The sequence below is a fragment of the Sabulicella rubraurantiaca genome, assembly GCF_017355885.1.
In the GTDB taxonomy this organism is placed as follows: Bacteria; Pseudomonadota; Alphaproteobacteria; order Acetobacterales; family Acetobacteraceae; genus Roseococcus; species Roseococcus rubraurantiacus.
In genome coordinates this window covers 763,971-779,881 of sequence record NZ_JAFEUU010000001.1, presented here as the reverse complement: position 1 = coordinate 779,881, position 15,911 = coordinate 763,971, and the positions used below count along the sequence as shown (strand labels likewise).

Annotated in this window: 15 protein-coding genes; 4 read left to right on the top strand and 11 right to left on the bottom strand. The window is 69.7% G+C overall.

The window, feature by feature from the left end; genetic code table 11:
* From JTJ31_RS03790 to JTJ31_RS03765, 6 genes are all read right to left on the bottom strand, one after another.
* On the bottom strand, positions 1 to 1,701 hold the full coding sequence (locus JTJ31_RS03790) for a tetratricopeptide repeat protein (RefSeq protein WP_207537232.1): 1,701 nt from the start codon (positions 1,699 to 1,701) through the stop codon (positions 1 to 3).
* Positions 1,702 to 1,821: 120 nt separating this feature from the next.
* Entirely contained in the window at positions 1,822 to 2,445 is a 624-nt protein-coding gene (locus JTJ31_RS03785) for a class II aldolase/adducin family protein (protein WP_328805657.1), read from the bottom strand.
* Positions 2,442 to 3,050, bottom strand: coding sequence for a glutathione S-transferase family protein (locus tag JTJ31_RS03780; RefSeq protein WP_207537230.1), 609 nt, complete (start codon positions 3,048 to 3,050; stop codon positions 2,442 to 2,444). The genes JTJ31_RS03785 and JTJ31_RS03780 overlap by 4 nt, the downstream gene beginning before the upstream one ends.
* Entirely contained in the window at positions 3,047 to 3,247 is a 201-nt protein-coding gene (locus JTJ31_RS03775; protein WP_207537229.1) for a hypothetical protein, read from the bottom strand. Before JTJ31_RS03775 ends, JTJ31_RS03780 begins: the two co-directional genes overlap by 4 nt.
* The gene (locus tag JTJ31_RS03770) at positions 3,247 to 3,636 is read right to left on the bottom strand and encodes a DoxX family protein (RefSeq protein ID WP_207537228.1); all 390 of its coding nucleotides are present in this window, start codon (positions 3,634 to 3,636) and stop codon (positions 3,247 to 3,249) included. Before JTJ31_RS03770 ends, JTJ31_RS03775 begins: the two co-directional genes overlap by 1 nt.
* 5 nt (positions 3,637 to 3,641) lie before the next feature.
* A complete protein-coding gene (locus JTJ31_RS03765; RefSeq protein WP_236019795.1) occupies positions 3,642 to 5,288 on the bottom strand; it encodes an electron transfer flavoprotein-ubiquinone oxidoreductase in 1,647 nt (548 codons plus the stop codon).
* 72 nt (positions 5,289 to 5,360) lie between these two features.
* On the opposite strand from JTJ31_RS03765, the gene JTJ31_RS03760 reads away from it, so the two are divergent.
* From JTJ31_RS03760 to moaB, 3 genes are all read left to right on the top strand, one after another.
* Complete coding sequence (locus tag JTJ31_RS03760; RefSeq protein WP_207537227.1) at positions 5,361 to 6,143, top strand: uracil-DNA glycosylase; 783 nt, start codon at positions 5,361 to 5,363, stop codon at positions 6,141 to 6,143.
* A gap of 112 nt (positions 6,144 to 6,255) precedes the next feature.
* Positions 6,256 to 8,052, top strand: coding sequence for a lytic transglycosylase domain-containing protein (locus JTJ31_RS03755; RefSeq protein WP_207537226.1), 1,797 nt, complete (start codon positions 6,256 to 6,258; stop codon positions 8,050 to 8,052).
* Between the two features lie 6 nt (positions 8,053 to 8,058).
* The gene (gene moaB / locus JTJ31_RS03750) at positions 8,059 to 8,595 is read left to right on the top strand and encodes a molybdenum cofactor biosynthesis protein B (protein ID WP_207537225.1); all 537 of its coding nucleotides are present in this window, start codon (positions 8,059 to 8,061) and stop codon (positions 8,593 to 8,595) included.
* 12 nt (positions 8,596 to 8,607) lie between these two features.
* Here moaB and JTJ31_RS03745 read toward each other — a convergent pair whose 3' ends face one another.
* From JTJ31_RS03745 to JTJ31_RS03725, 5 genes are all read right to left on the bottom strand, one after another.
* Positions 8,608 to 9,573, bottom strand: coding sequence for an MBL fold metallo-hydrolase (locus JTJ31_RS03745; protein ID WP_207537224.1), 966 nt, complete (start codon positions 9,571 to 9,573; stop codon positions 8,608 to 8,610).
* A complete protein-coding gene (locus JTJ31_RS03740) occupies positions 9,570 to 10,547 on the bottom strand; it encodes an MBL fold metallo-hydrolase (RefSeq protein ID WP_207537223.1) in 978 nt (325 codons plus the stop codon). The genes JTJ31_RS03745 and JTJ31_RS03740 overlap by 4 nt, the downstream gene beginning before the upstream one ends.
* A gap of 45 nt (positions 10,548 to 10,592) precedes the next feature.
* Complete coding sequence (locus JTJ31_RS03735; RefSeq protein ID WP_236019794.1) at positions 10,593 to 11,825, bottom strand: class I SAM-dependent RNA methyltransferase; 1,233 nt, start codon at positions 11,823 to 11,825, stop codon at positions 10,593 to 10,595.
* Positions 11,818 to 13,017 carry an acyl-CoA dehydrogenase gene (locus JTJ31_RS03730; RefSeq protein WP_207537222.1) on the bottom strand — a complete coding sequence of 400 codons (1,200 nt, stop codon included), beginning with the start codon at positions 13,015 to 13,017 and terminating at the stop codon, positions 11,818 to 11,820. Before JTJ31_RS03730 ends, JTJ31_RS03735 begins: the two co-directional genes overlap by 8 nt.
* 87 nt (positions 13,018 to 13,104) lie before the next feature.
* Positions 13,105 to 14,988, bottom strand: coding sequence for a DEAD/DEAH box helicase (locus tag JTJ31_RS03725; RefSeq protein WP_408015372.1), 1,884 nt, complete (start codon positions 14,986 to 14,988; stop codon positions 13,105 to 13,107).
* A 190-nt stretch (positions 14,989 to 15,178) separates the two neighbouring features.
* Here JTJ31_RS03725 and JTJ31_RS03720 point away from each other — a divergent pair, with 190 nt between their 5' ends.
* The gene (locus tag JTJ31_RS03720) at positions 15,179 to 15,880 is read left to right on the top strand and encodes an alpha/beta fold hydrolase (RefSeq protein ID WP_207537220.1); all 702 of its coding nucleotides are present in this window, start codon (positions 15,179 to 15,181) and stop codon (positions 15,878 to 15,880) included.
* Positions 15,881 to 15,911 lie beyond the last annotated feature (31 nt).

The following is a 15,911-nucleotide window of genomic DNA, read 5'->3' as shown; positions in this document are numbered from 1 at the left end:
TCAGTCCTGGCGGGCAGGCCGGGGCAGGCCGTCGCGCAGCTTCAGCTCGATCTTCTCGGCCTCGTCCGGCTCGTTATCCATGGTGAGGGCGCGGCGCCACTGGAAGCGTGCCTCGGCCTCGCGACCCACGCCCCAATAGGCATCACCAAGATGGTCGTTGATTGTGCCGCTGCGCGGTTCCAGCTCGACCGCCTTCTCCAGCCACTGGATCGCCCCCGAGTGGTCTCCAAGGCGGAACAGCACCCAGCCCAGGCTGTCGGCGATGTTGCCGTCCTGGGGGCGAAGCTCCACCGCGCGCTCCAGCATGGCGCGCGCACGGTCCAGGTTTACGCCCTGGTCGGCCCAGGAATAGCCGAGGTAATTCAGCACGTAGGGCTGCTCGGGCGTGAGTTCGAGCGCGTAGAGGAAATCTGCCTCTGCGCCGGGCCAGTTGCCCGAGCGCTCGCGCGCGATGCCGCGGGCATAGAAGAGCGGCCAGTCATAGCCGCGAGGCACTCCTAGGCGTTCGATCGCACCGTCATAGGCCACCGCCGCCTCGGCGAAGCGGGAGCGACGGCGAAGGATGTCGCCCAGGCGAATACGGGGCTGCGGCGGGTCCGGGAGAATCTCCATCACCTCGCGGATGATCTGCTCCGCCTCGGCCAGACGGTCCAGACGGTCCAGCAGCCCGGCGCGGCGCAGCGCGACGGCAGGGGCGAGGGGGTCGTTGGCGGGGATCGCCGCGAGGATTTCCAGTCCGGCCTCGAACTGCTCCGCCTCCGCGAACTGATCACCGAGCAGGAGCAGGGCGGGGGCGAAGCCAGGCCGGATGCGCAGCGCCAGTCGGGCGAGGAGGGTCGACATCTCCTCCAGCCCCTGGCCGCGCAGCGCCGCCCCCAGCGCAACATACGCCTCGGCGATCCCTTCCGCGGGCGAAGTGATGCCTCGCGCAGCCAGAACGTGCGAGCGCGCGGGTTCCAGCGCCGCCAGCGCCAGCTCGTCATGACCTTCGGCTAGCCGGTCCAGCAGCCGAGCCGCCTCGGCCTGCTTGCCGGTGCGGTGGAGGATGGAAGCGGCGAGCAGCGACAGGCGCAGCGTCGGCTCCGGCTGGTCGGCGAGGGCGAGGCGCACGTAGCGCTCCGCGTCGCGTGGACGATTGCCCAGATCGGCGATCAGCGCGGCGTGCAGCGCGTTGAGCGCGCGGAACCGTCCGCTTTCCGCCTGTGGGCGAAGGAGGGCCAAGGCCTCGCCCCACTGGCCGCGTCCGGCCAGGGTCCAGGCAATGATGACCGGCTGCAGCGCCTGAATCGCGCCCTGACGCGGCAGGGCACGCGCGCGGGACTCGGCGCGGTCGAAGCGCCCTCCCATCACGTCGCTGCCCATGAGGACGAGCTGCGATGCGAGGTTGTCCGGCAGGCGGCGCGCGAGGCGCAGCGCCTCGGGCCGGCCGTCCAGCAACGCTGCCAGGAAGGCGCGCTGCAGCAGCTCCGGCTGGTCCGGCTCGGCGCGCAGGGCAGAGAGGAGGCTGTCGGCGGCGGTTCGCGTGTCCAGCTCGTCGGCGGCGAAGCGCCCGGCCAGGAAGGCGCCGAAGACATTGCTGGGATTGCCCGGGGCGGGCGGGCGAAGCGAGGCATCGCTGCCCGGCACATCCACTCCAGCGGCAGATGTCGCGAACAAGGTGACGGCCAGCAAAGCCGCGCGGCAAAAGGGGCTTCCGGCCATGCGCCCCGGTCTAGCAGGAACCTCCTGCATCGCACAGAACCCCCGTTGCGCGGCGGCCACAAGAACCGTCGCTTTCGTGCAAGAATGCAACAGGTCGGCCTGGGGCGCGGTTGCGCAACTTCAGCGCCCGTAGCTGGCGAATTGCGCACTCGCCTCGTGCAGTTCCGTCTCATCCAATAGCACGGGCTGGAGCCCCGCGGCGAGAAGCGAGAGATATTGCGAGGCGAGGTTTTCCACTTCCCTGGCCAGGGTCTCGGCGGCGGAAAGGCTCGCCCCGACAGCGACCACGCCGTGATTCGCCAGCAGGCATGCTCGGCGTCCGACCAGGGCCACGGCCGCTTCGACCGCCAAGTCCTCCGTGCCGAAGGTGGCATGGCGCGCGCATGGGATGTCGGTCCCGCCGGCCGACAGGATCATGTAGTGGAAGGGTGGGATGGACTGCCGCGCGCAGGACAGGGCCGTGGCGCAGGGCGAATGGGTGTGGACCACCGCCTCCACCTCCGGCCGTGCCGCGTAGAGCGTCGCGTGGAGGCGCCATTCGGAGGAAGGCCGCCGCCGACCGTTGAACGGCACCCCATCGGCATCGCATTCGACGAGATCGTCTTCGCTCAGCTCCGCATAGGGAAGGCCGGCCGGGGTGATGCGGAAGCCGCGCGGCGTGCGGACCGAGAGATTTCCCGACTTCGAGGGCATGAAGCCCAGCGCGTCCAGACGCCGGGCCGCCGCGACCAGGGAGCCGCTCACCCTTCGCGCAGCTTTCTCGCCGCCTGGGCAGCCGGGCGGTTGAAGCATCGCTCCAGCCAAGCGCGGCTGCGCGTGTGGCCACCGAAGTCGAAGCGGTTGGACCAAGCGCCGTAAAGCACGCCGGCGAGATTGCAGTCCGCGATGGTGAAGGCCTCGCCGAGCAGGTGCGGCCGACCTTCCAGATGCGATTCCAGGACGTCCAGCCTCGCGCCCAGCCCGGACGCGCCCTGGGCCGCCTGGCCGGCATCACGCTCGCCTTCGGGGCGGAGATAGGTGTGGTAGGCCCACTGCATCGCCGCCGGCTCGACTTCCGTCGCGGCCCAGAGCGTCCATTGCAGCACGCGGCTTTCGTCGTCGCCTTCCGGCATCAGCGGTTGGCCGGAGCGGCGGGCGAGGTGCAGGTTGATGGCGAGGCTCTCGAAAAGGACGAGGTCACCATCCTCCAGCGCCGGAATCTTTCCGTTCGGATTCACGCGCAGATGGTCGGCCGAGCGCAGCGCGGCGCCGAAGCCGGTGTCCACCAGTTCATAGGGAAGCTTCGCCTCCTCTGCGGCCCAGATGCAGCGGAAGGCGCGAGAGCGCGCGGTACCATGGATGCGGATCATGTGTTTTCCTTGTCGAGCGCCGCGATGCTGCGCGCATGGGCCACGGTGGCGCGCTGGAAGCGGATGAGCAGCGCGGCCCAGATCACCAGGAGCAGCAGCGCCCAGGGGAAGCCGTGGTGGCGGAGCACCAGCGCCGCCGCCACCACCCAACCCAGAGACAGCACCATGCCCTGGCGAAGCAGGGCAAGGAGTGGCATCAGCGACGCCGCGCCGCGTCGAGCGAAAGCGGCCCGCCGCCCGCGGCCGAGAGATACAGGAAGACGAAGCAGTAGAGGATCGCGAGGTTCCCGCCATTCAGGATCGGAAGGAAGCCGCGCGGCGCATGGCCAAGGAAGTAGGCGAAGGCCATCAGCCCCGCGAGCACGAACGCCACCGGCCGCGTGAACAGGCCGAGGGCGAGCAGCGCGCCGCCACCGAACTCCAGGATGCCGGCAAACCAGTACTGGCTCAGAAGTTCAGGCGCGGGCCGCGGCGAGGGCGGCCAGCCCAGGATCTTCTGCATACCGTGCTGCATCAGCAGCAGCGCGGCCATGATCCGCAGGGCAGAAAGCAGCCAGGGCTGCGCGCGGGTCGCGAAGTCACGCATTCAGGTCACATCCCTCCAGGATAATTCGGCCCACCGGCGCCTTCCGGTGTGCGCCAGTCGATGTTCTGCGTCGGGTCTTTGATGTCGCAGGTTTTGCAATGAACGCAGTTCTGCGCGTTGATCACGAGGCGCGGCTCGCCCTCCTCGACGCCCACCGCCTCGTACACCCCCGCCGGGCAGTAGCGGCTTTCGGGCGAGCGGTACTTCTCCCAGTTCTCGGGCAGCCAGCGGCTGGGGTCCTTCAGGACCAGGTGGGCGGGCTGGTTCTCCTCATGGTTGGTGTTCGACAGGAACACGGAGGAGAGGCGGTCGAAGGACAGCACGCCATCGGGCTTGGGGTAGTCGATGCGCGGCGCGTCATCGGCGCGGCGCAGCGTCTCGTGGTCCTGGTGGTGCGTCATGGTCCAGGGCGCGCGGCCGCGGAACAGGTAGGTGTCGAGGGCGGCGTTGGCCATGCCGCCCCAGAAGCCGAACTTGCCGAAGCCGGAGCGGATGTTGCGGACGGAGCGAAGCTCCGACCACACCCAGGACGCCTCCAGCTTGGCCGGATAAGCATCGAGCACGGCCGGCTTCGACTCCAGCGCCTCGGCGATCGCCTCGGCCGCCACCATGCCGCTCTTCATCGCGGTGTGGGTGCCCTTGATCTTGGGCACGTTCAGGAAGCCCGCCGCGTCGCCGATCAGCGCGCCGCCGGGGAAGACCAGCTTCGGGATGGCCTGGAACCCGCCCTCGTTCAGCGCGCGGGCGCCGTAGGAGATGCGCTTGCCGCCCTCCAGCATCGCCTTCACGGCGGGGTGGTGCTTGAAGCGCTGGAACTCGTCGAAGGGCGAGAGCCACGGGTTCGGGTAGTCGAGCCCGATGACGAAGCCGATGGAAACGAGGTTCTCGCCCAGCATGTAGAGCCAGGACCCGCCATAGGTGTCGGAGGGCAGGGGCCAGCCCACCGAATGCCAGATGAGGCCGGGCTGGTGCTTCTCCTTGGGGATCTCCCAAAGTTCCTTGATGCCGAGCGCGTAGGTCTGCGGCGCCACGCCCTCGCGCAGCTTGTAGGTCTCGAAAAGGCGCTTGGTGAGCGAGCCGCGGCACCCTTCGGCGAAGAGCGTGTAGGTGGCGCGCAGCTCCATGCCGGGCTGGTAGTTGCCGCCCTTGGTGCCGTCCTTCTCGATGCCCATGACGCCGGCGACGACGCCCTTGACCTGCCCATCCTCGATGATCGTCTCGGAGGCGGCGAAGCCAGGATAGATCTCGACGCCCAGCGCCTCGGCCTTGGCGCCGAGCCAGCGCACGACGTTGCCAAGCGAGACGATGTAGTTGCCGTGGTTGTTCATGCTCGGCGGCGTGGGCAGCTTGAAGGCCCGCGTCGCGGTCAGCAGCATGAAGCGGTCCTCGCCCGCTGGGGTGGCGAGGGCAGGGGGATCGTCACGCCAATCGGGGATCAGCTCATCCAGCGCGCGCGGCTCCAGCACGGCGCCCGAGAGGATATGCGCGCCGACCTCGCCGCCCTTCTCCACCACGCAGACGCTGGCATCAGGCGAAAGCTGCTTCAGCCGGATCGCCGCGGCGAGGCCGGCGGGCCCGGCACCGACGATGAGCACGTCGAACTCCATGGCCTCGCGCTCTTCGGCCATCGCCTCCTCGTGATTCTCGCTCATGTCCCGGCTTTTCCCCATGAATGCTGCGGCGGAACCTAACGCGAAGCGGCGCGGCGCGGTAGAAGGGGGAAGATGGAGGACGCGACCCGACAGGCCCTGCTGGCCGCCTTGTCCTGGCAGGCCGCCATGGGCGCCGATGAGGCGATCCTGGCGGAGCCGCAGCGCCGTGACGTCCCGCCGCCCGAACCGACGCAAACCCAAGCCTCGCCACGCCCGACCCTCGCCGTGCTGCGCCCGCCGGGCGGCATGGCGGTCGAGCTTGCGGCCGGCGCCACGTCGCTGGAGGAGCTGCGTGAGGCCATGGCGCGCTTCGAGGGCAGTCCGCTGCGCGAAACCGCCAGCCAGCTCGTCTTCGCCGATGGCGTGCCCGGCGCGCCGGTGATGGTGATCGGCGAGGCTCCGGGCGCCGACGAGGATCGCATCGGCCGACCCTTCGTGGGCGTGTCGGGACGGCTGATGGACCGCATGATGGCGACGATCGGCCTGTCGCGCCAAACGAACCTCTACATCACCAACATCCTCCCCTACCGGCCGCCAGGGAATCGCACGCCGAGCGATGCGGAGGTGGCGCTGTTCATGCCCTTCCTGCATCGGCACATCGCCCTGGCCCGGCCGCGCCTGCTGGTGCTCGCGGGCGGCGTTTCCGCCAAGGGGCTTCTTCAGACGCGCGAAGGAATTACACGGCTGCGCGGCAAGTGGCAGAAGTTCACGTCAAGTCAAGGCGAAGTCATTCCTGTTCTCCCCACTTTGCACCCTGCGTATCTGTTGAGAAATCCGCTCGCCAAGCGTGATGCGTGGCGTGACTTGCTGGCGTTGCAGCGCAGGCTGAATGATGGCGATAATGTGGCGATTTGACCCTGCCTTTGGGGTTGCCATGCGAAAGTGGGATTTTTCTGCCCGATATTGGACGTTAAGCCCGGGTTAACTCTTGCATGGGGACGGGACCCCTGTGTAGGGCAAGAGGACCATGAGCGCGCTCTGCCCCATGGCCCGCCGTCGCCTGGCCGTTTTGAGCCTGGTGGCGTTTTTCGGCGCCGGGCTTTCCCCGGCCACCGCGCAGCGGGCCCAAGACCAGACCGCCCCTTCCCAGGGCCGGACGCGGACCACCACCGGGCTTCCCCAGCCCATGACCGCCCTCGACGCTGCACGGATGCGCCGGGCCTTCGAGGCGCAAGGCCGCGGCGACTTCGCCGCCGCTTCCCGTGAGGCAGAGCGGCTTGAGGACCGGCGCCTGATGGGCCATCTCCTCGCCGACCGACTCCTGCGCGGGCAGGGAGGAGCTCCGGAGCTACAGGCCTGGCTGTCGGATTTCTCCGATCATCCCGACGCGCCGGCCATCCATGACACGCTGGTCGCCAGCCTGCCGCGTGGCGCCTCGGCGCCACCACCCCCGCAGCAGCCGGAACTGCCAAGTCTCGCAGAGATGCCGGAGGAGCGCACCTCCGGACCCGAAAGCTTTGTCCGGAACCCGGCGCTGGACCGCACCGTCGCGGCGCGCGCCGCCGAGGGCAACGTGGATGCGATCCTCTCGCATCTCGGGAGGACCCGTGGCCTCACCCCCGCCTATGCGGCGGAGCTCAAGGCCGAGGCGGCGCAGACCCTGTTCCAGCAAGGCAAGGATGAGCAGGCGCTGCGCCTCGCGCAGGATGCGCTGCGAAGCGTCCCCGGCCACGCGCTCGCGGCCTTCCAGGTCGGACTGAGCGCCTGGGCACTGGAGCGCTGGGACCTCGCCTATTCCTCCTTCGAGCGGGCCGCGCGGGCCGACTCGGCGGCGCCGGCGCTGCGGGCCTCTGCTGCCTACTGGACGGCACGCTCCGCGGTGCGGGCGCGGAGGCCGACGCAGTATGTGCCCTGGATGCTCCAGGCCGCGCAGGAGCCACGCACCTTCTACGGCATGATAGCGCGCCGCACGCTGGGCCTGCCGCCCGGGCTGGTCTGGGAGCGGGACGTTGCCGGCGAAACCCACGCCGCCGCCATTGCCGAGACCGCAGGTGGGTGGCGCGCCCTCGCCCTGTTGCAGGTTGGCCAGACCGAGCGCGCGGAGGCGGAGCTGCGCCTCCTGCATCGGCGGGCGCGCAACAACCGGCCGGTGGTGCAGGGGATCCTTTCCGTCGCGCAGCAGGCCGGCCTGGCGAGCGTCACCACCGCCGTCGCCAACGCGGCACAGGGCGAGGATTCACGCGGACGCGACACCTCGCGCTTCCCGCTGCCGACCTTGCTGCCGGCGAACGGGTTCCGCATGGACCCGTCGCTGATCTACGCCATCGCCCTGCAGGAAAGCCGCTTCGACCCGAGCGCCGTCAGCCCGGCCGGGGCGCGGGGCCTGCTGCAGATCATGCCGGCCACCGCCTCCTATGTCGCGAACGACCCGTCCCTGCGCGGGGAGCGGATGAACCGGCTGCACGAGCCCGGCTTCTCGCTGGAAATCGGCCAGCGCTACATCCACTACCTTGCCCGGCACGAGGCGACCGGAGGCGACCTGATCCGCATCCTCGCCGCCTACAATGCCGGGCCGGGCAATCTCCAGCGCTGGATGCCGGCGCAACGCCATCGTTCCGACCCGCTGCTGTTCATCGAGAGCATCCCGATCAACGAAACGCGCCACTACGTGCAGCGCGTCCTCACCTTTTCGTGGATCTACGCGAACCGGCTGGGACTGCCCTCGCCGAGCCTGGACGCCATCGCGGGCGGGCAGTTCCCCGAGTTCCAGGGACCGGAGGCGGTCACGGCGATGTTGCGGGCGAGGCCGCAGAGGGGCAATTAAAGCCCCATGCCCATCGACGAGTCGCGCCGCTTCATCCCGGTCAACATCGCCGTTCTGACGGTGAGTGACACGCGCGATCTCTCCACCGACCGCTCCGGCGACACGCTCGCCGCCCGGATCGAGGAGGCAGGGCACGTGCTCGCTGCCCGCGACATCGTGCGGGACGAGGCGGACCTGATCGAGGCAAAGCTGCGCGGCTGGATCGCAGACCCGGAAGTGGATTGCGTCATCTCCACGGGCGGCACCGGCATCACCGGCCGCGACGTGACGCCCGAGGCCTTCGCCCGCGTCCTCGAAAAGGAGATCGAGGGCTTCGGCGAGTTGTTCCGCATAATCAGCTTCGCGAAGATCGGCACTTCCACCATGCAGTCTCGCGCCATTGGTGGCGTCGCGGGTGGCACCTACCTCTTCGCGCTGCCGGGCAGCACCGGCGCCTGCAAGGATGGGTGGGATGACATCCTGCGCTGGCAGCTGGATGCACGGCACCGCCCCTGCAACCTCGTCGAGCTGATGCCGAGGCTGCAGGAGCATTTGAAGGGCTAAACGCCCCTCCGTTCAGGTCGCGCTCGACCAGTCCGCCGGCACGAAGCGGAACCCGTCGCCCTGCCGGGTGACGTAGCCCGTGCCGGGGAAGTTGAAGTGGTAGGCGCAGATCCGTGCCCGCTCCTCAGCGATGCGGCCGAACAGGCGGTTGCGGCTTTCCGTGGCCATGGCGCCATCGAAGTCGAAGACAGAATGCCAGTTCGGGTGCCGCAGGAAGAGTTCCGGGCGCCCGGCCGTGTCCGCGGTCACGAACATCTGCTCGTTGCCGCTGGTGACATGGAAGGCGGTGTGGCCGGGCGTGTGACCGTAAGTCGCGATGGCGCGGATGCCCGGCGCCACCTCGGCCCCATCCTCGAAGGTGCGCATGCGCTCCCGCAGCGGGGCGAAGCGACGCGCCGTGTTCGCAAAATTGCCGCGCTGGAACTCGGGCGAGCGATTGCGGTTCGCCTCGTCGCTCCACCACGCCCATTCCGTCGCGGGGACTGCGACCTCGGCATTGGGGAAGAAGGGGCGGTTCTCGGCGGTGGTAAGGCCGGTGATGTGGTCGCCGTGGAAATGCGAGACGACGACGAGCGTCACCTCGTCGGGCTGGATGCCGGCGGCCGCCATGCTGCGCGGCAACTGCCCGGTGCCGGGGGCCAACTGTCCAGCGCCGGTTCCGGCATCGAAGAACACCACACCGCGCGGCGTCCGGAGCGTCGTGATGACGTAGGGATTCACGAGGTTCTGTGCCGGCAGCGCCACCTCGTCCAGCGTCGCCCGCACCTGCTCGGCGGGCGCATTCGTCACCAGGCCCTGGAGGGCGTTGGGGCGGCGCACGAAACCGTCATGCAGCGTCGTGACCGAGAACTCGCCCAGGCGGAACCGGTAGAAGCCGGGCGAGGTCGGGGCGGGCTGCGCCGCCGGGGCGGAGCCTTGGGCGACCGCACGATGCGCCAGCAGCAGGGCGGGCGCGGCGAGGAGGAGGCGTCGGCTCATAGCGCGGTCGTCCAATCGGCGGGAACGAAGCGGAAGCCCTGGTCCTGGCGCGTGACATAGCCATTCGCCGGGAAGGGGAAGTGGTAGCCGGTGACGCGGATGCGGTCCGTCGCCACGCGGTCCAGCATGCGGCGTCGGGTCTGGACTGCCATTTCCGGGTCGAAGTCGAAGACGATCTGCCAGTCCGGACGCGGCATCATCAGCTCAGGCCGGTTGGTCACGTCGGCCAGGAAAATCATCTGCGCGTCGCCGTCGCTGACGTGATAGCAGGTGTGGCCCGGCGTGTGGCCAGGCGCGGAAATGGCGCGGATGCCGGGCAGCACCTCCGCACCGTCCTGCACCTGCCGGATTCGGTCGCGATACGGGCCGAAGCGCCGCGCCGTGTTGGCGAAGTTGCCGCGCTGGCCTTCCGGCGAGCGGGTCTGATTGCCCTCATCCGTCCACCACGCCCATTCGGCGGCCGGCACGAAGATCTCGGCCTGCGGGAAGACGGGCTCGTTCTGGGCGGTGGTGAGGCCGGTGATGTGGTCGCCGTGGAAGTGGGAGATCACCACGGCCCGCACCTGGCCGAGATCCAGCCCGGCAGCGCGGAGATTCGTGGCCAGCTGCCCGGCCGTCGGCGCTGCCTGCCCGCCCGTGCCGGTGTCGAACACGACGAGGCCGCGTGGCGTCTCGACGAAGGTGACGGTGAAGGGGACGGTCAGGGTGTCGGGCGGCATGAAGCTGTCCGCCAACACCTCCCGCACCTCGGATGCCGGGGCGTTGCGGACGAAGCCTTCCACCGGGCGCCGGAAGAACCCGTCATGCACCGTGGTGACGGTGAGGTTGCCGACCTTGAATCGGTAAAAGCCGGGGGCCTGCGCCTGGGCGGCTGGCGTGTTGCCGGTCTGCGCATTCTGCGCGGCGGCGGGCAATGCCATGGCCGAGGCGATGGCCGCGCTGCCCGCGAAGAGGCCGCGGCGATGGGTGCTCATTGGACGGATCCCTCCCATGCTGGGTTCGGCCCAGCAAATAGGAAGTCACCGGATAAAGGCAACGACGGATTCGAGGTGGGGGGACCAGAGGAACTGGTCCACCGGGACCGCCGATTCGACCCTGAACCCGGCCGCCCGCAACGCCGCGCCGTCTCGGGACAAGGCCGTCGGATTGCAGGAGACGTAGATGACCCGCTTGGTGGTCGAGCGGGCGATCTGCGCAACTTGGTCCGCGGCGCCGTTGAAGGGCGGGTCCAGCACCACGGCGGCGTAGGGCTTGAGCTCCGCCGGCAGCAAGGGCTGGCGAACGAGGTCGCGACGCTGTGCCCGGACCCGCCCGCCGCCCGAGGCGCGCTTCAGCGCCTCGGCCGCAGGGGTGTCGCCTTCAAAGGCATCCACAACGCCGCGCGACGCCAGTGGGAAGGACAGCGTGCCGATCCCTGCATAAAGATCGGCGAGGCGGGCGCGGGGAGGCAGCTTGGCGGGCAGGGCAGCCAGGACGGCGGCGATGATCGCCGCCTCGCCCTCGGGCGTGGCCTGGAGGAAAGCGCCGGGAGGTGGGGCGACGGAAACGCCGGCGAGGGTGATGGCAACGGCACCGCGCTGGGCCGCGACCTCGTTCCGCCAGGCGATGCGCGGGATGCCTTGCTCCGCCGCAAAGGCAGCGAGGCGGCGGCGGTCGCCCTCGGTCAGTGGGCCATCCGTGTCGAGCCGGATGTCGGCGCCGGTGTCGAGCCAGTTCACCACGACCGTGCCGAGGCGCCGCAGCCCTTCCAGCCCGCGCAGCGCCGCCGCCAGCGGCCCGAGCAGCGCGACCAGTTCGGGGCGGAGGATGTGGCATTCGCGCATGGGCACCAGGGCGGTGCCGTGGCGCTCGTGGAAGCCGATGGCGACCGAGCCATCCGACTGCCGCTCCAGCCCCCAATCGGCGCGGCGGCGCGAGTTGCGCGGCGTGACGAAGGCGGGCGCGACAGGCGCGTCCGGGAAGCCGGCGCGCGACAGCGCCTCGACCAAGCGCGAGCGCTTCCACCCGGCATAGGCGTCGAGCGACCAGTGCTGGAGGGCGCAGCCGCCGCAAGGTCCGAAATGCGCGCAGGGCGGTGCGACGCGATCGGGCGAGGGGGCAAGCACCTCCTCCAGCCGCCCGCGCCCCTTGGCGCCCGGTGTGGCGCGCACCCGCTCTCCGGGCAGCGTCCAGGGAATGAAGAGAGGGCCGGGGGCGATCCCATCGCCCCCGGCCCCCATCGCCTCGATCGTGGTTTCGACCGGTTCAGCCAAAGGCGTTCAGACCAGTGATCGCGCGGCCGAGGATCAGCGCATGCACGTCATGCGTGCCCTCGTAGGTGTTCACCGTCTCGAGGTTCATGACGTGCCGGATCACGTGATACTCGTCCACGATGCCGTTGCCGCCGTGCATGTCGCGGCTGACCCGCGCGATGTCGAGCGCCTTGCCGCAATTGTTGCGCTTGATGAGGGAGATCATCTCCGGCGCGGCCTTGCCCTCGTCGAACAGGCGGCCGACGCGCAGCGCTGCCTGGAGGCCGAGCGTGATCTCGGTCTCCATGTCCGCCAGCTTCTTCTGGATCAGCTGCGTCTGCGCCAGCGGCTTGTTGAACATCTTGCGATTCAGCGTGTAGTCGCGCGCGGCGTGCATGCAGAACTCGGCGGCGCCCAGCACGCCCCACGCGATGCCGTAACGGGCGCGGTTGAGGCAGGAGAAAGGGCCAGCCAGGGAGCGCACGCCCGGCAGGCGGTTCTCCTCCGGCACGAAGACCTCATCCATCATGATCATGCCGGTGACGGAGGGGCGAAGGCTGAACTTGCCCTCGATCTTGGGCGTGGTGAGGCCCTTCATCCCGCGCTCGAGCAGGAAGCCGTTCAGCTCACCCTCGTCGGTCTTGGCCCAGACGAGGCATACATCGGCGATGGGGGAGTTGGTGATCCAGGTCTTGGAGCCGGAGACCAGCCAGCCGCCATCCACCTTCTTCGCCCGCGTCCGCATGGAGGAGGGGTCGGAGCCGGCATCGGGCTCGGTCAGGCCGAAGCAGCCCACCCATTCGCCGGTGCGCAGCATGGGCAGGAACTTCTGCTTCTGCGCCTCGGAGCCAAAGGCGTGGATGGGATACATCACGAGGCTGGACTGCACGGAGAAGGCGGAGCGGTAGCCGCTATCCACCCGCTCTACCTCGCGCGCCATCAGCCCGTAGGCGACGTAGGACACGCCGGCGCAGCCATAGCCTTCCAGCGTCGCGCCAAGGAAGCCCTGCTCGCCGAAGGCGTTCATGATGGACCGGTCGAAGGTCTCGGTCCGGTTGGCCATGAGCACGCCGGGCATCAGCCGGTCCTGGCAGAAGGCCCGCGCGGCGTCGCGGATCATCCGCTCATCCTCGGTCAGCTGCTCGTCGAGCAGCAGCGCGTCCTCCCACTGGAAGGGGGCATGCCTGGTCTTGGCCGGCGTGACGACGTTCATGGGAATGATCCTCCTGGGGACGCTGTTTAGCGCGCGCGCCCCGCCCTTGTCAGTCGCCCGAGCCATGCGGCCCGGGCGGGCTGGAAATCAGGCGGCCTCGGCCGCGTCGCCCTCGGGGGCGGGGGCCGTCTCCGCGCGCGGCTTCCGCGGGCGCGGGATGGGAATCAGCATGAAGGCCGGCACCTCATCTCCGAAGCCGCGCACCGGCGGGCCCAGATCGTCGCGGTCGCGGCGGCGGTGGTCGTCGCGCTCCCGGTCACGGCGCGGCTCCTCGCGACGCGGCTGCTCGTCCCGGCGGGCTTCCTCGCGGCGCGGGCGCTCGTCGCGCCGGCGGTCGCGATCCTCGCGGCGCGGACGCTCCTCCGTCACCTCCTCGACGGAGGAGGCGCGGCGCGGGCGATCCTCGCGGTCGCGCTCGCGGCCGCGGCCACCGCGGTCCCTGCCGCCCGAGCGCTCGCCGCGCCCGGCATCGGCCCGGCTGCCGCGCCCGCCGCGCTTGCGGGTCATGGCCTCGGCGATTTCCTCGTCGGTGACGGGCTCCATCCCCTCAATCTCCATGCGGGGGATGGGCGCGCCGGTCAGTTTCTCGACCGCCTGCACGAGCTTGCCGTCCTCCGGCGTCGCCAGCGTGTAGGCGTGGCCCTCGCGCCCCGCGCGGCCGGTACGGCCGATGCGATGGACATAGTCCTCAGAGTGGAAAGGCACATCAAAGTTGAAGACGTGAGAAAGTCCGCCGATGTCGAGGCCGCGTGCCGCGACATCCGAGCAGACCAGCAGCCGGATCTCATTCGCCTTGAAGGCGTTCAAAGTGGCGAAGCGGGACGACTGGTCCATGTCGCCATGCAGCGCGCCGACCGAGAAACCGTGCTTCTTGAGCGACTTGTAGAGGATGTCTACGTCGCGTTTACGGTTGCAGAAGATGAGGGCGTTCTGCACCTGCTCACGCCGGATCAGGCGGCGCAGCGCCTCGCGCTTGTCCATCTCCGGAACGTAGAGCAGCCCGGTGGTGATGGTGGTCGCGACCGTCGCCGGACGGCTGACCGTGATCTCCTTCGGGTTGCGAAGGAAGGCATCGGCGAGGCGGCGGATCTCCGGCGCCATGGTCGCCGAGAAGAAAAGCGTCTGCCGCAGTGCCGGGATGATGGAGACGATGCGCTCGACATCGGGAATGAACCCCATGTCCAGCATGCGGTCCGCCTCGTCGATCACCAGCAGCTTGCAATCCGCCATCAGGATGCGGCCGCGGTCGAACAGGTCCAGCAGCCGGCCCGGCGTGGCGATCAGCACGTCCACGCCCTTCTCCAGCGCGGCCTTCTGGTCGTCCATGCTCTCGCCGCCGATGAGCAGCGCATGGGTCAGGCCCAGATACTTGCCGTACTTCACGAACTGCTCGGCCACCTGCAGCGCCAGCTCGCGCGTCGGCTCAAGGATCAGGGAGCGCGGCATGCGGGCCTTGGCGCGGGAACCGGCCAGGATGTCCATCATCGGTAGGGTGAAGGACGCCGTCTTGCCCGTGCCGGTCTGGGCGCAGCCCAGCACGTCGCGGCCCATCAGGACGATGGGGATGGCCTGCTCCTGGATCGGGGTCGGGTGCTTGTAGCCCGCCTCCTCGACCGCACGGAGCAGCTTCTCGGACAGGCCGAGGTCAGAGAAGATGGCACGCGGCGCCTCGGCCTCGTCGACTGCTTCGGCCTCGACTTCGGTTTCGGCCACCGGCTCTGCTTCGGCGCGGCGCTCGTCGATGCGGGCATCGGCCTCGCTGCCGTCATCCGGACCCGTCAGCGGGTCCGTGGAGCGATCGACTTCCGGCAGGGAGTCAGGCGTCTCGGCAGGTTCGGCCCCGTCCACAACGGGCTCGCCCTCGCGGGCATGCTCGGGCAGGGAGTCGGGCGTCACCGGCGTGCGGGTGGGGCCTTCGGTGAGGGTCTCCGCAGCCGTGGCGGCCGGGGTGTTCTCGGTAGTTTCGGTCAAGTCTGGGCTTCCTAGCGCCTTGCGGGGCCGCGTCGCCTGCCAGGCCTGAGGCCAGGAAAAAGGCGCGCGACCGAGCGGGCGGTCAGGCCGCCCTCGTCTGCGAACAGCGCGCATATGCGCTCGCGCCACCGGAAAAGCAAGCGCTGCCGGGGGATTTGCGGGGTTTCCCCAGGGCATCTATGCCCAGGGCATGGCCATTCCGCTTCTCCTGCTCCCTGGGCTGCTTTGCGATTCGCGCCTGTGGCGCGACTGCCTAGGTGCCGTCAAAGGCATCGCCGCGCCTGTCGTGGCCGACTTGACGCAGGACGAGACAATGACAGGGATGGCGCGGCGCGCCCTCGCGCTGGTCGAGGGCGCGGAGCGCTTCGCCGTCGCCGGCCTGTCGATGGGCGGCTATGTCGCGCTGGAGGTGATGCGCCAAGCCGGGCCACGCGTTGCCGCGCTTGCGCTGCTCGACACCTCAGCCCGGCCCGACACGGAGGAGGCGAAGCGCAAGCGCGTCGACCTGATCGCCCTGTCGCAGCGCGGCCAGTTTCGCGGCGTCACGCCGCGCCTCCTGCCGCAACTCGTGCATCCCTCGCGCCTCGACACCCCCCTTGCCGAGGAGGTGAAGGAAATGGCCGCCCGCGTCGGCGCCGAGGCCTTCCTGCGCCAGCAGCGCGCCATCATGGGGCGGGAGGATTCGCGACCGCTCCTCCCACATATCGCCGTGCCGGCACTGGTCGGGGTGGGGGAGGCCGATGTGCTTACGCCGCCCGAACTGGCGGAGGAGATGGCGGCCGCCATCCCGGGCGCCGTGCTTCGCCGCTTCGCCGGGTGCGGGCACTTGCCGACGCTGGAGGACCCCGAGGCATCGGGCGCCGCGCTCAGGGAGTGGCTAGGCCGCGTCTGACGGCAGGCGGGACAAACATCGGTCCTGAGTG

Excerpts from the sequence above, each read along its gene's own strand:
- JTJ31_RS03790 (WP_207537232.1), bottom strand. The coding sequence starts at position 1,701 with ATGGCCGGAAGCCCCTTTTGCCGCGCGGCTTTGCTGGCCGTCACCTTG.
- JTJ31_RS03780 (WP_207537230.1), bottom strand. The coding sequence starts at position 3,050 with ATGATCCGCATCCATGGTACCGCGCGCTCTCGCGCCTTCCGCTGCATC.
- JTJ31_RS03775 (WP_207537229.1), bottom strand. The coding sequence starts at position 3,247 with ATGCCACTCCTTGCCCTGCTTCGCCAGGGCATGGTGCTGTCTCTGGGT.
- JTJ31_RS03770 (WP_207537228.1), bottom strand. The coding sequence starts at position 3,636 with ATGCGTGACTTCGCGACCCGCGCGCAGCCCTGGCTGCTTTCTGCCCTG.
- JTJ31_RS03765 (WP_236019795.1), bottom strand. The coding sequence starts at position 5,288 with ATGAGCGAGAATCACGAGGAGGCGATGGCCGAAGAGCGCGAGGCCATG.
- JTJ31_RS03760 (WP_207537227.1), top strand. The coding sequence starts at position 5,361 with ATGGAGGACGCGACCCGACAGGCCCTGCTGGCCGCCTTGTCCTGGCAG.
- JTJ31_RS03755 (WP_207537226.1), top strand. The coding sequence starts at position 6,256 with ATGAGCGCGCTCTGCCCCATGGCCCGCCGTCGCCTGGCCGTTTTGAGC.
- moaB (WP_207537225.1), top strand. The coding sequence starts at position 8,059 with ATGCCCATCGACGAGTCGCGCCGCTTCATCCCGGTCAACATCGCCGTT.
- JTJ31_RS03745 (WP_207537224.1), bottom strand. The coding sequence starts at position 9,573 with ATGAGCCGACGCCTCCTCCTCGCCGCGCCCGCCCTGCTGCTGGCGCAT.
- JTJ31_RS03740 (WP_207537223.1), bottom strand. The coding sequence starts at position 10,547 with ATGAGCACCCATCGCCGCGGCCTCTTCGCGGGCAGCGCGGCCATCGCC.
- JTJ31_RS03730 (WP_207537222.1), bottom strand. The coding sequence starts at position 13,017 with ATGAACGTCGTCACGCCGGCCAAGACCAGGCATGCCCCCTTCCAGTGG.
- JTJ31_RS03720 (WP_207537220.1), top strand. The coding sequence starts at position 15,179 with ATGGCCATTCCGCTTCTCCTGCTCCCTGGGCTGCTTTGCGATTCGCGC.